Genomic DNA, 12,813 nt, shown 5'->3' with positions numbered 1-12,813 from the left:
TTTGGCGTGCGAATGCCGGCGACCACATCTTCACCCTGGGCGTTGACAAGATACTCGCCCGAGAAGTGTTTGGCTCCGGTGGAATTGTCACGGGTGAAACAGACGCCTGTTGCCGAGTCGTTGCCCATGTTGCCGAAGACCATGGACTGAACCGTGACCGCCGTACCAATAAGACCGCTGATTTTCTCGATCTTTCGGTAGGTGATGGCTCGCTCGGTATTCCATGAGCGGAAAACGGCGCCCACTGCCCCGAGCAACTGGTCCATCGGGTCCTGTGGAAAGGGCTTGCCCGTCTTTTCCTGAACAAGCGCAAAGTACTTCTGGACGAGAGCCTTCAGGCTGTCGACGGACAGGTCTGTATCCAGTGTGACACCCTGAAGCTGCTTCTGCTCTGCAAGTATGTTCTCGAAGTCGTTGTGCTCGATACCTAGCACGACGTTGCCATACATCTGCGTGAACCTGCGGTAGGAGTCCCAGGCGAAGCGCGGGTTCCCAGTCAGAGTCGCAAGACCTTCAACGGTCTCGATGTTGAGTCCGAGGTTGAGGATCGTGTCCATCATGCCAGGCATCGAGACTGCCGCACCTGAGCGGACGGACACGAGCAGCGGGTTCTGCGCTAAGCCGAACTTCTTGCCAAGCTTGCCTTCGAGTCTGGCAAGATGTTCTCTGGTCTCATTCTTCAGAGTCTCAGGGATCTCGCCGATCTTGAGGTACTCGGGGCACATCTCCGTCGAGATCGTGAAACCGGGAGGTACGGGAAGCCCGATTTTTGTCATCTCTGCGAGGCCCGCTCCCTTTCCTCCGAGGATGGTCTTCATCTCCTTACTGCCTTCTTCGAAATCGTAGACAAACTTCCGCTGGTCCATGGTTCCTCCTGTCAGGCCTAGGTTAGCTTGGAATAGTCACAAACAAGTCCAAGTATATACTTCAGGTAGCACAAAAGCAATAAACGTGCGCTTCGCACGCGTTCGTCGGTGGCCATGACGAGGATGCGGTCAAAGAAAACTGTGACAGGAACGGCGAGTTCCTCGCACGTCCGGATGGCCTCTGGATACTTCCGCACTGCCAGGAACTGGAGAATTCTCGGTGCAGCAGCCTCGGCTGACTGTCTGAGTACAAGTTCCTCGGGATCCGTCAGCAGCAAGTCTGCAGGCAGGCTCGTGGCAGCAGGAAGCCCCTTGGTAATGTTCTGTATCCTGCGATGGCTATCCGCAAGAGTCACGAGTACGGCGCCGCCGGCCGCTTCATGCAGCGCCTGCATGCGTTCGGGGATGGAACCCAGTTCGACGAGCGGGAGGTATTCGAGTGGGGCGAATTCCCTGGTCAGCTGTTTCTCCTTGAAATACTGAGTAATGCGTCCTTTCAGATAGTCCAAGACTTTCTGCTGCAGGTCTTCAGGATGCGGCAGGGATCCAGTTGCCTGATACCCCTCGACTGCTTTCTTCACAAGAATCTCCAGGTCCACAGACTCACGTGACTCGACGATTGTGCGGACAATGCCGTTGCCGGCACGCCGGAGGCCGTAGGGGTCTTCTGACCCGGAAGGGTTGAAACCGGTAGCAAGGATCCCTGTGAGTGTGTCGACCTTGTCGATGATGCCGAGCAGTCGGCCGACTCTCGTTGCTGGAATGTCTTCCGAAGGAGAGCGAGGCACGTACTGCTCACGAATGGCGGACACGATGTCTGGTGAACCGCCAGCACGCGAAAGATAGACGCCACCGATTTCCCCTTGGAGCGATGTATACTCCTTTACCATGCTGGTAGCAAGATCTGCTTTGGAGAGGTGGGCTGCGGCGAAGAGCGTTGCTTCCTCTTCCGGCGTCACCGAAGCGTACACGGTCGTGCAGGCTGCCAGTCGCTCGAGCCGCAGAGTCTTGGCGGCCATGGTGCCGAGCTTGTCCATGAAGATCAGGGTATCCAATCGGCCCACATATGCCTCCAGAGGCTCACGCATGTCTTCCTGGATGAAGAAGGCTGCATCCAGAAGACGGGCTTTTGCGACGCTCTCATTGCCTCGTCGCACGATGTCGATGAAGTCGGTAAGGCCGTTGCGCACACTCAGGAAGTGTGGAACGACGTTCCCATTCTGGTCGTACACCAGGAAAGAATGCATCTGTTGCTGGAGCACAGAACGGACGACGCTTTCGGGGAGCTCGGTCGCTATTTTCGGGAGGTCTCCCAGGAAGACGGACGGGTATTCGACAAGGTTCACGACCTCGTCCAGCAGATCGCTCATATTGTCTCCGAGCTTGAAGCCAAGAGGCTTCAACAGTTTGTCTGCCTGTTTTTCGATCAGGCGGCGGCGTTCGGCAGGGTCCACGATGACGAATGCTTCGCGCAGCCGTCGCATGTAGTCTTCCGGTGACGCTACTGTTATTGGTTTCGGTTTGCCGACGCGGAGGCCGAAGGTGGTGTTCGAGCTCTGTACTCCGGCTATTTCCCAGTGAAGGACTTCGACGCCAAGTAGCGCGAGCAATCCGCGAATGGGGCGCGCAAACTGGAACCCGGACTCCTCCCAGTGCATCATCTTGGGGAACGTAATTTCGTGGGGCAGGCGAGGGAGAAAGGCCTCGACGAGTTCAGAGGACTTCTGCCCCGCAACTGTTTTCCGGGCGTAAATGTATGACTTGTCGGCGACGTCCACGGTATACGTGTCGGCAGGGTCTACGCCCTGCCCCCTGCAGAAGCCGAGCAGAGCCGGCGTGGGACTTCCCTGAGCGTCATAGCTCGACGCCCTGGCCGGTCCTTTTGCTTCCATGGTTCGGGCTTCCGTCTGCTCCTTGACGTTCCTAGCTAGCACAACAAGCCGCCGTGGCGTGGAAAAGCCACGGATATCTCCATGCACGATGAAGGACTCGTCGAGGTGTGTTGTGACATGTTCGACCAGTTGCGCCCGAGCGTTGTCCACGAAACGTGCCGGAAGTTCCTCAGTCAAGATCTCGATCAGCAGGTCACTCATGGTTTTCGTTCTCCAGGTAGAGGTCCGCGCAACCGTACGCGAGACGGCGCACGCGGGCAAGATATGCCATACGCTGAGAAACCCCGACGGTGCCACGGGCATCAAGGATGTTGAACGTATGTGAGCATTTCAGGAGGTACTCGTAGGCGGGAGTGATGAGTTTCTTGTCGATCATGCGTTGGGACTCCTTTTCGCAGAGGTCGAACATCGTGACGAGCGCCTCAATGTCGGCTTGCTCAAACGAGTAAATACTGTTTTCGCGCTCGACCTGCTGTCGCAGGTCTCCATAGGTGACGCCTTCATGCCATTCCAGCTCGTAGACGTTCTTCTTCTCCTGAACGAACATGGCGAGCCGTTCGAGACCATACGTTATCTCGACTGCCACAACGGGGACTTCCTGGCCGCCTGCCTGCTGGAAGTACGTGAATTGCGTTACTTCCATGCCGTCGAGCCAGACTTCCCAGCCGACGCCCGCGGCCCCGAGTACTGGCGTCTCCCAGTTGTCCTCGACGAACCGGATGTCGTGTTCGGCTGGCTTGAGACCGAGCAGGTAGAGGCTTCGCAGGTAGGTGTCCTGGATGTCCGTGGTGGGAGGCTTGATGATGACCTGCAACTGGTGATGCATGTAAAGACGGTTGGGGTTCTCGCCGTACCGACCGTCTGCTGGACGTCGTGACGGTTGTACGTAGACGGCTTTCCAGGGTTTGCGCCCCAGGACTCGCAGGAATGTATATGGGCTCAGCGTACCCGCCCCTACCTCCTGATCATACGGGAACAGACGCGTGCAGCCTTCGTCTTCCCAGAAGCGCTCTAACTTGGAAACCATTTCTTCAAAGTTCATGGCATCACTCCTTGGGTTCTTCTCTTGCGTCGACGTGAAACAGTGTAGCAGCGTTCTGCGCGAATCGCTCGAAGGCTTGTGTGACGGCCAGTTTGCTGGCAGCAGACCTCAACAGTCGCAGCGTCAGTGCAATACCCATGAGCGTACGACGCGCATCGATGCTGCCTTCTCCGGTCCGAAGAAAGCTGACGAGCTCCGGAGAGAGGACAACATCTGTTTCAGTTGTCGCACAGGGGGGACAATGAAAGGCATTGTCTCTCATGGAGAAGTGCACATTCTCGTCCAGTGCTGCTCCGCACCGTTCACAATGTAGAGAACTGATACCAAAACCGAGTTCAGTGAGGACATCAAGGGTGAACTGCAGAAAGGCTCTGTCCTCCTCAACGGCATTCACCGCGATGTTGAGCCTCGATAAAGCCGTAACGTAGGCGGCAAACAAGCCCGGTTCCTCCGAGGATGGCTCAAGAACGCATTCTGCCAGCTGGTTCATTGCCATGCCTTTCAGCGACCTCGACAGAGACGATAGGACACCGGTGTAGACTACTCGTTCCTCCGAACTGACTACAGTCAGGAAGTGGGAACGGTCGTACAGACGGAGGTAGAGGAGCGAAAAAGGTTCGAACGAGGTTGACCACTTCGCGTCTGGGGCTGCTGCCCCTCGAGCAACAGCCGTGACTTTGCCCAGTTCTCTGGAGAAGAGCACCAGGCGTTTGTCCTTCTCTCCTACCCTCGAAGCATTGAGAATGGAGGCGAGCGTCCAGTGATAGACCATTGAGTGCTACTGCTGTGCCTCCGCAAGAATGGCGGCAGATGCAGAAACCCCGAGGCGGGTCGCGCCCGCGTTGAGCATAGCGATGGCAGTGTGAAGATCGCGGATACCTCCTGCGGCTTTCACGCCGAAGAGGCCCCCCACGACCTCACGCATCAGCCTGACGTCGTCTTCTGTAGCACCTGCCTTGCTGAAGCCGGTGCTCGTCTTGACAAACCCTGCTCCGGCCGAGACGGCGATGGCACATGCCACCCGTTTCTCCTCATCGGTAAGCAGGCAGGTCTCGATAATGACCTTCACGAGAGCGTCTCCGGCCGATTCGACAACTGCTGCGATGTCCTGTGCAACTCCGCGGTAGTTCTTTTCCTTGAGCCACCCGATCTGGATAACCGTGTCGATCTCCGACGCTCCGTGGCGGATGGCCAACTCAGTCTCCCGCGCTTTGGCAGCCGACAGAGGCGCGCCAAGCGGAAAGCCCACGACAGACACCACGCGTACATCAGACCCATTCAGGGAGGCAGAGGCGGTCTCAACCATGGACGAGTTGATACATACCGCCACCGTTCCGAGCTGTATGGCTTCGGCACATAGCCGCTCGATGTCAGCGCAAGTTGCATCGGGCCTGAGGAGAGTGTGATCCATGAAGCTGGCGAGCTCCTTCCTCGTAATCTGATCGGTATACATTGATTGCCTCCAAGTATTTGAATCCTCTATATTATCGCGTTACTGCGCCAGAAATCAACGGTTTGTGGTGACTGAGCGCTTGACACCAGCATGCTTTGCATTACAATTGTGGGACGATTAGCAGTCATATGGCGAGAGTGCTAACGCCCAGAGAGTTCAAGGCTGCATGCAGCCTTTATGGCGAAAATTGACCGGAGAGCCTACATATGATGAACCGAAGCAGGTCCTATGTTGCTGGTGAAGAACGAGGCACAGACAGTGACGAGGCAAATGGTGTTCAGTCCGCGCCTGAGGTGCCATTGGATGCGGTTCCCGACCATGAAGAAGGTGACGGAGGGGAGGCATTGAGAACGCTTGGGTTCAGAATACGTGAGTTGCAGCAGGAAGTAGAGCGCCTCAATAGCGCTGTACATGAGGAGCAGATGCTGCGCATCCGCGAACAGGCGACGCTTCAGCGTGACAAGAATTCCTTTGAAGCCAGGACCAAGTTGGCACTGTTTCTTGATCTCCTTGCAGTCGTCGATAGTTTCGACCAGCTCGTGAAGCATGGTGAAGGGACTCAGGACGATTCGAGCCTCCTCGTAGGTTCTCAGGCTGTCCTCGGGCAACTAAACCAGTTTCTCGCCAGGAATGGAGTCCACAAGCTAGAGGGGCTGGAGGGCAGTGTCTATGATTCCGCGACGTGCGAAATAGCCCATGTCGTTACCGATTCGGGTGCGCCTGCCAATACGGTCGTAAGAGTCCTTCGTGATGGCTACAAGCTAGGGGAGATGTTGCTGCGGCCGGCGATGGTGGATGTCGCCTCAGCACCTCAGGCAGTCGTCGAGAGCAGTGATACTGGTGAAAACTGACCAGGTTCTTGTTGTAAGGTATTCTAACTAGGGAGGTTTGTCGAACATGGAAGAGAAGATTATTGGTATAGATCTTGGAACTTCAAATTCTGCAGCAGCTGTCATGGTCGGTGGCAAGCCAACGATCGTGCCGGCGGCGGAAGGTGTCAGCATTGGAGGAAAGGCTGTCCCATCCTACGTCGCGTTTACCAAAGATGGGCAGGTGCTCGTTGGAGAGCCGGCGCGTCGCCAGGCAGCTCTGAACCCCGAGACGACGATTCAGGCCATCAAACGAAAGATGGGAACCGACTACACGGTCAGCATCTTCGGCAAGACCTACACGCCGCAGCAGATCAGTGGGTTCATCCTTCGCAAGATCAAGAATGACGCCGAAGCTTTCCTTGGGCAGAAGGTATCCAAGGCGGTTATTACCGTACCCGCATACTTCAACGACGCGCAGCGCCAGGCGACCAAGGATGCAGGCGAAATCGCCGGGCTCGAGGTTGTCCGCCTGATTAATGAGCCGACTGCCGCAGCATTTGCCTATGGACTTGACAAGACAGAGGGTGAACACAAGATCCTGGTCTTCGACCTTGGTGGCGGTACGCTGGACGTGACCATCATGGAATTCGGAGGAAACGTTTTCACAGTGAAGTCGACGTCGGGTGACACCCAACTCGGTGGAACCGACATGGATAATGCTCTTCTGAACTATGTTGCAGAAGACTTCCACAGTCAGAACGGTATCGATCTGCGTGCCGACAAGATGGCCATGCAGCGCCTTCGTGAGGGCGTGGAAAAGGCCAAGGTCGAACTCTCGACAACCTTCGAGACAACCATCAACTTGCCCTTCATCACTGCAGACGCGAATGGTCCAAAGCACTTGGTCATGCCCATTACGCGTGCCAAGCTCGAGTCTCTGGTCCAGCCCATCATCGAGAGGTGCCGTGAACCCGTCAACCGTGCTCTCGCCGACGCCGGTCTCACGCCGCAGCAGATTGACAAGATTATCCTTGTCGGTGGCCCGACCAGGATGCCTATTGTTCAGAAGTTCGTCGAGAGCTACTTCAGCAAGACTCCCGAGCGTGGCGTCGACCCCATGGAGTGCGTTGCCATGGGTGCTGCGATCCAGGGCGGCATCCTGGGCGGCGAAGTCAAGAGTGGGATGGTCTTGGTTGACGTCACCCCGCTCACGCTTGGCATTGAAACGCTCGGTGGCGTTTTCACCGAGATGATCAAGCGTAATACCGCCGTGCCTATCTCCAAGACCCAGACCTTCACCACAGCGAGTGACAGTCAGACGCAGGTCGAGATCCATGTCCTGCAGGGCGAACGCCCGATGGCGAAAGACAACATGTCGTTGGGACGCTTCATCCTCGACGGCATCGCGCCCGCCCGCCGTGGCGAACCACAGATTGAGGTCAGCTATGATATCGACGCAAATGGTATCGTCCATGTCACTGCTAAGGACAAGGCTACTGGCAAGGAACAGCATATCACCATTGAGAATGCGACGAAACTGAACGATGACGAGATCGAGCGGATGAAGCGCGAGGCGGAACAGTTCGCTGATCAGGACAAGAAAGTCAAGGAAGAAGTTGAGCTGAAGAACCGCGCGGATCAGATTGTGTTCAGCGGACGCAAGACGCTGACAGAGAACGTGGCCAGGATCTCACCGGACGTGAAGGCAGAAGCAGAGAAGAAGCTCACCGAACTCGAGGACCTGGTGCGCGACAACAAGACCTCGGACATCGAAGCAAAAATCGACGAAGTGAACAGTGCGTTCTCTAAGGTTACCGAGGACTTGCAGCGTCAGGCTGGCCAGCAGGGACCGGCAGCTGCTCAGGAAGATCAATCTGAGGCTCAGCAGCCCCCGCAGGACGGAGAAACCGTCGAGGGTCAGGGGACTCCGAAGCAATAGGAACGGCAATTCGAGTCAAGCGCTTATTCCTGAGTGGAGGTCGACGTGGCGACTGATCGAGAGTACTATGACGTTATGGGAGTACCCAGGGGGGCCTCCCAGGATGATATCAAGAAGGCCTACCGTGAACTGGTCAAGAAGTATCATCCCGACCTCCACAAGGATGATCCCCAAGCACCCAGGAACATGTCGGACGTCAACGAGGCGTACGATACGCTGAGTGATCCTGCGAAGCGACAGCAGTATGATGCCTATGGCAAGGCTGGCCCCACCGGCTTCCCTGGCGCGGGCCAGGCTTGGGCTCCTCAGGGGGGCGGCTCCGGCCAGACGTTCGGGGGCTTTGACATTGGGGACCTCTTTGGCAGTTTCATGGGAGGGTTTGGTCGTCAGCAGAGCGAGGAGACGCCGCATGGACGGGACCTCAGCGTGAGCATGACTCTTACGCTGGGACAGGCTGTCTTCGGTGTCAAGGAAGAAATCCAGGTCAGACGGTACGATACGTGTGTGACCTGCCACGGCACTGGAGCGGCTTCAGGTACGTCCCCCAAGGCGTGTCCCACCTGCAATGGCAGGGGCGAGGTCCGTCAGGTTCAAGACACCATCTTCGGGCGTGTCGTCACTGCGGGGGTCTGCCCCACGTGCCGCGGCGAAGGCAGGGTCATAGAGTCGCCATGCCCAGCCTGCAAGGGTTCTGGTGTCACCAAGGCCGACAAGACCATTGAGGTGACGATTCCTGCAGGTGTCGACAGTGGCATGAAAGTACGTATCGCAGGGCAAGGAGATGCAGGCAAGCATGGTGGCCAGTCCGGCGACCTGTACCTCTTCATAACCGTCGAGCATGATTCCCGGTTTGAACGGCAAGGGAGTTCCCTGTATCACACCGTCCGAGTGTCGCCTGCCAAGGCTGTACTTGGGACGACCCTCTCAGTTCCTCTCGTGGAAGGCGGAACAGAGACAGTGACGATACCGGCCGGAAGTCAGCATGGTACCGAGGTACGGATTCGCGGAAAAGGAGCTCAGACGGTCGGAGAACGCCGCCGGGGGGACTACATCGTTCGTATCGAGATAGGTGTCCCCAAGACGCTCACGACTGAGCAACGGAAGCTCTACAAGCAGCTTGCCGATATCGAGAAGTAGTCACGTCGAGGCACACACAAAACGGGCCTGGATTCTGCCGGCCCGTTTTTTCGTTGTCGGTCTGGCATTCGTTCATTGCACAGGCAGTGCGTGGCGTGTATACTTGATGTCGGCAGCCCTGAGCAGACGTGGACAGGCTGATGGAGATGAGCGTGAGGGAATCAGAGACAACATTGTGGGACATATAGCCGATGCCAGCGAAACGGATCCGTGATTCGGTCGCTGACTGTCCAGCTACTCGATGTCTTGAGGCAGCTCTCGTCTCACACAGACTGGCACATGCATATCTTCTCGTGGGCAGAGATGAGTACGCCAAGCTTGCGCTGGCGACCGCTCTTGCCAAGGCGGGCAATTGCCGGGGCGACCATGGTCCGGGGGAATTCTGTGACACGTGCTCGTCGTGCCGTGAGATAGATGCACGAAGTTCGGCAAACATCAGGGTTTTTGGAGACTCAGGCTTCCTTAGTGTCGACATCGTCGACCAATTCATCTCGTATGCGTCGGTCAAGACTGCGTCGGGTTGCCTCAAGGTCAGTGTTTTCCGCGGAGTGGACTTCTTCACAGACGTAGCAGCCGACCGAGTGCTCAAGACCATCGAAGAACCGGTCCCGGGCAACGTCTTCCTGCTGCTCTCTCAGAATAGCAGGCGTGTTTTGCCCACGATTCGATCGCGGGTCCAGGTCATAAAGGTCGAGCGGAGTACTCAGGTGGCCGCGGATCTTCAGAATGCGGCATCCGCACCTGGCGAGGACGCCTGCCTCGAAGTCCTGCTGGAATTCGCCAAGGCAAACGTAAGCCTCTCCGAGACCGTTGGCCGCCTTCTCAGGATGGCCAGTCAGAACAGTCTCCGGGACAACGCGACGGCGGGTTTGCAGACGCTCGCACTTTTTATGGACAGTGTTCTGCGGGCGAGGGGCAAGGTTCCCCCTTTGGCAGGCATATCACTCTCTACTGAACCTGAACTGGCCCGCGTGAACTTCGTGCTGGACGAATCCAGGGTTGGGCTCTTTCTGGACCACCTGGGGGAGCGCCTGAAGCACATTGAACAGAACGTGAACCCCGAACTTGTCCTGACAAACGCTCTACTGGAGCTGAGGAGAATGACCACTCATGAATGATTCCACCTATATGTTGCCGGCGAGTTGTTCCTCGGTACGCTATCTGAGCGCTCGCTCAGCCAAGTCGTACCAGACGTACATGGTCGAAGTCAGCGATAGTGTTGCGTTGCTCCCTGGTGACGGAGTCCTTGCAGTTGGTAGCGACAAGGAGCTGATACACGTCATCATCGGCTATCCAAGGCACGACGCATCAGGTAAGAAGCGGGCGGCGGGTGGCCTTAAGTACATTCGCAAACTTGCTCCGACCGACGTCGAGCGTCTTGAGGAGAACCAGCGAAAACAGGACGCAGCGGTGATTCTGTGCAAGGAGCAGGTGCGGGCGATCAGACTCCCTATCCACCTCGTAAACTGTGAGCTCTCGTTTTCGGGCAAACAATATGTGTTCTATTTCACGGCCGAGACCCGTGTCGACTTCCGGGCCCTCGTGTCCACTCTGTCCCGGTCGCTGAAGGCCAAGGTGCAGATGTGGCAGATCGGCTCTCGCGATGAAACCCGTTTCTTTGCCACGGTGGGCATGTGTGGGCGCGAGCTATGCTGCAACTGTTTCCTCAAGGAGATCAAACCGGTCAGTCTCAAGTGTGCCCGGGTGCAGAACCTGAGCTTGAACCCTAACAAGATAACGGGCGTCTGTGGCAAGCTGATGTGCTGCCTCAGATACGAGACCTACGAGTACGCCGATGCGTCAGGACTTGACGTCAAGAAGAAACCCAAGGAAGGAGCCACCCAGTAGTGGACGTGGCTCGAATGTCACAGGATTCCGCAGTGCAACCAGGATGGCCGTTGCTGTTGCGATTCCAGGAGCCTGTCTAGTGGTTAGATTCTGTTCATGAGCGTCGTGGTCGGAATGAGCGGAGGGGTAGACTCTGCTGTCTCTGCGTTGCTCCTGAAAGAGCTTGGTGAACATGTCATCGGGGTCACCCTGCACCTCTCTCAGTACAGTGCCTGCTGTGACGCCGGCTCCACGCGACGGGCGAAGGCCCAGTGCGAGTACCTTGGAATTTCCTGGCACAATGTCGACGTGAAAGACACCTTCGACTGCCAGGTCGTCCAGCCGTTCTGGCAGGCAGTAGCCGGAGGGGTCACCCCAAATCCTTGTGTGTTCTGCAACGAACACGTGAAGTGGCAGGGACTGCTTAATGTAGCCGATGAGCTGCATGCCGACCTTGTTGCGAGCGGTCACTACGCGGGAATCGTCCACAGCGAGGATGGGGACCAGATCTGCCGCGGCATGGACCAGGCAAAGGACCAGTCGTATTTCCTGTACCGACTTTCGGCAGAGCAGCGTCGGAGGGCCATCTTCCCTCTCGCAGGGCGCGTCAAGAGCGACGTGATGGCACTGGCCTCACGATGGTTCAGTCCTGATCTCTTGGCAAGTCGCGAGAGTCAGGATTTGTGCTTTGTAGAAGGTCTGGTCAGCGAAGAGGTCCGTCGTCGGTTGCCATGTGTGCCCGGAGACGTGGTCCTGACGGATGGAACCGTCATCGGGACACATCAGGGACTGGCGTCATATACGGTCGGCCAGCGGTCGGGCCTCGGCATCAGTGCCGCAACACGGCTCTATGTCGTGGAGAAGCGACACGCTACAAACGAGCTGGTCATCGGGCAGCGGAGTGCGTGCATGAGGGATGTGTTTGAAGCCATCGATCTGAAATGGCAGCACCTTCCCACCGGCAAGTCGCTGCACTTCAGCGCAAACGTCGTGGCACGATACAGGTCAAAGCCAGTCAAAGGCTGTATCGATAGGGTTTCTGAGGATAAGGTCTCCGTTCATCTGGTCGATTCGTTGTTTGCAGTCACTCCGGGACAAGCGGTTGTCTTCTACGACAGTCGGTGTATACTTGGAGGAGGAACGATAGTCTAGGACTTGTTCTTGGCGTTCTTGCACGAATTGTGGTAAAAAGTGGGAAATTGTGGTATACTTACGCCATGAACAAGGAGAACTGTTTCATCGGCGAATACCGCTACTCCGTGGACGACAAGGGGCGAACAATGTTTCCTGCCCACTACCGGTGCGACACCGGCTCTCCCTACGTTCTCACCAAGGGCATGGATCGATGCCTTTACCTGTTTGATGACAGAGTGTGGACCTCTATCATCGAGCGGTTCTATGGTGATCTCATCCCTGTCTCATCCGACAATCGGGCTTTCGTCCGCATTCTTTTCAGCGGAGCTGCAACGGTTGAACTCGACAAGATTGGTCGTATTTCGATACCTCAGCACCTGCGTGAGTATGCTTCACTTGACAAAGAGGTCGTATTCGCCGGTGCCTTGACGCACCTGGAGATTTGGGACGTTCATATCTGGGATACCTACCGGTCTAAAGCGGAGAAGGTTTTCGAACAAAATATTGGAGCTTTGCAGGCCAGATGACTGAGTTTGCACATACCCCGGTCCTCTTGGGCGAAGTCACGACATACTTGCAGATTCGACCACATGGAACCTATCTGGATTGCACGACAGGGGAAGGCGGACACGCATATGAGGTTGGGCGCCAACTTTCTAGCGAAGGGACGCTTTTCATGATAGACGTTGATGCAGCGGTTCTTGCCATTGC

At 56.6% G+C, this 12,813-nt stretch carries 13 protein-coding genes; 8 read left to right on the top strand and 5 right to left on the bottom strand.

Annotated elements, in window-relative coordinates; all coding sequences use genetic code 11:
• The 5 genes from SMC7_RS04315 to deoC all read right to left on the bottom strand — a co-directional run.
• On the bottom strand, nucleotides 1-866 hold an 866-nt coding region (locus SMC7_RS04315; RefSeq protein WP_279386261.1), incomplete at its 3' end, for a PEP/pyruvate-binding domain-containing protein.
• Between the two features lie 17 nt (nucleotides 867-883).
• Nucleotides 884-2,959, bottom strand: coding sequence for a glycine--tRNA ligase subunit beta (gene glyS, locus SMC7_RS04310; RefSeq protein WP_165845134.1), 2,076 nt, complete (start codon nucleotides 2,957-2,959; stop codon nucleotides 884-886).
• Nucleotides 2,952-3,800 (bottom strand): glycine--tRNA ligase subunit alpha, encoded by an 849-nt coding sequence (locus tag SMC7_RS04305; RefSeq protein ID WP_119089122.1) that lies wholly within the window; start codon nucleotides 3,798-3,800, stop codon nucleotides 2,952-2,954. The genes glyS and SMC7_RS04305 overlap by 8 nt, the downstream gene beginning before the upstream one ends.
• Nucleotides 3,801-3,804: 4 nt before the next feature.
• Entirely contained in the window at nucleotides 3,805-4,572 is a 768-nt protein-coding gene (gene recO, locus SMC7_RS04300; RefSeq protein WP_119089121.1) for a DNA repair protein RecO, read from the bottom strand.
• Between the two features lie 6 nt (nucleotides 4,573-4,578).
• Nucleotides 4,579-5,253: a deoxyribose-phosphate aldolase gene (deoC, locus tag SMC7_RS04295; RefSeq protein WP_119089120.1), complete on the bottom strand. Its 675-nt coding sequence runs from the start codon at nucleotides 5,251-5,253 to the stop codon at nucleotides 4,579-4,581.
• Between the two features lie 206 nt (nucleotides 5,254-5,459).
• Here deoC and SMC7_RS04290 point away from each other — a divergent pair, with 206 nt between their 5' ends.
• The 8 genes from SMC7_RS04290 to mraW form a co-directional block, all read left to right on the top strand.
• On the top strand, nucleotides 5,460-6,104 hold the full coding sequence (locus SMC7_RS04290; RefSeq protein ID WP_119089119.1) for a nucleotide exchange factor GrpE: 645 nt from the start codon (nucleotides 5,460-5,462) through the stop codon (nucleotides 6,102-6,104).
• 46 nt (nucleotides 6,105-6,150) lie between these two features.
• Nucleotides 6,151-8,004: a molecular chaperone DnaK gene (gene dnaK, locus SMC7_RS04285; RefSeq protein WP_119089118.1), complete on the top strand. Its 1,854-nt coding sequence runs from the start codon at nucleotides 6,151-6,153 to the stop codon at nucleotides 8,002-8,004.
• 45 nt (nucleotides 8,005-8,049) lie between these two features.
• A complete protein-coding gene (gene dnaJ, locus SMC7_RS04280; protein ID WP_119089117.1) occupies nucleotides 8,050-9,141 on the top strand; it encodes a molecular chaperone DnaJ in 1,092 nt (363 codons plus the stop codon).
• Nucleotides 9,142-9,332: 191 nt separating this feature from the next.
• Nucleotides 9,333-10,259, top strand: a complete 927-nt coding sequence (locus SMC7_RS04275; protein WP_119089116.1) for a hypothetical protein — start codon at nucleotides 9,333-9,335, stop codon at nucleotides 10,257-10,259.
• Entirely contained in the window at nucleotides 10,252-10,989 is a 738-nt protein-coding gene (gene ricT, locus SMC7_RS04270; RefSeq protein WP_119089115.1) for a regulatory iron-sulfur-containing complex subunit RicT, read from the top strand. The genes SMC7_RS04275 and ricT overlap by 8 nt, the downstream gene beginning before the upstream one ends.
• 96 nt (nucleotides 10,990-11,085) lie before the next feature.
• Nucleotides 11,086-12,120 carry a tRNA 2-thiouridine(34) synthase MnmA gene (gene mnmA, locus SMC7_RS04265; protein ID WP_119089114.1) on the top strand — a complete coding sequence of 345 codons (1,035 nt, stop codon included), beginning with the start codon at nucleotides 11,086-11,088 and terminating at the stop codon, nucleotides 12,118-12,120.
• Between the two features lie 65 nt (nucleotides 12,121-12,185).
• Complete coding sequence (gene mraZ / locus SMC7_RS04260; protein ID WP_119089113.1) at nucleotides 12,186-12,629, top strand: division/cell wall cluster transcriptional repressor MraZ; 444 nt, start codon at nucleotides 12,186-12,188, stop codon at nucleotides 12,627-12,629.
• Nucleotides 12,626-12,813 (top strand): 16S rRNA (cytosine(1402)-N(4))-methyltransferase (mraW, locus tag SMC7_RS04255; RefSeq protein WP_119089112.1); only part of this gene is annotated, 188 nt, incomplete at its 3' end. The genes mraZ and mraW, both read left to right, overlap by 4 nt.

Origin of the sequence: Candidatus Cryosericum terrychapinii, from assembly GCF_003570925.1 — a bacterium.
GTDB lineage: Bacteria > Caldisericota > Caldisericia > Cryosericales > Cryosericaceae > Cryosericum > Cryosericum terrychapinii.
This window is presented reverse-complemented; position numbering and strand designations above follow the sequence as displayed.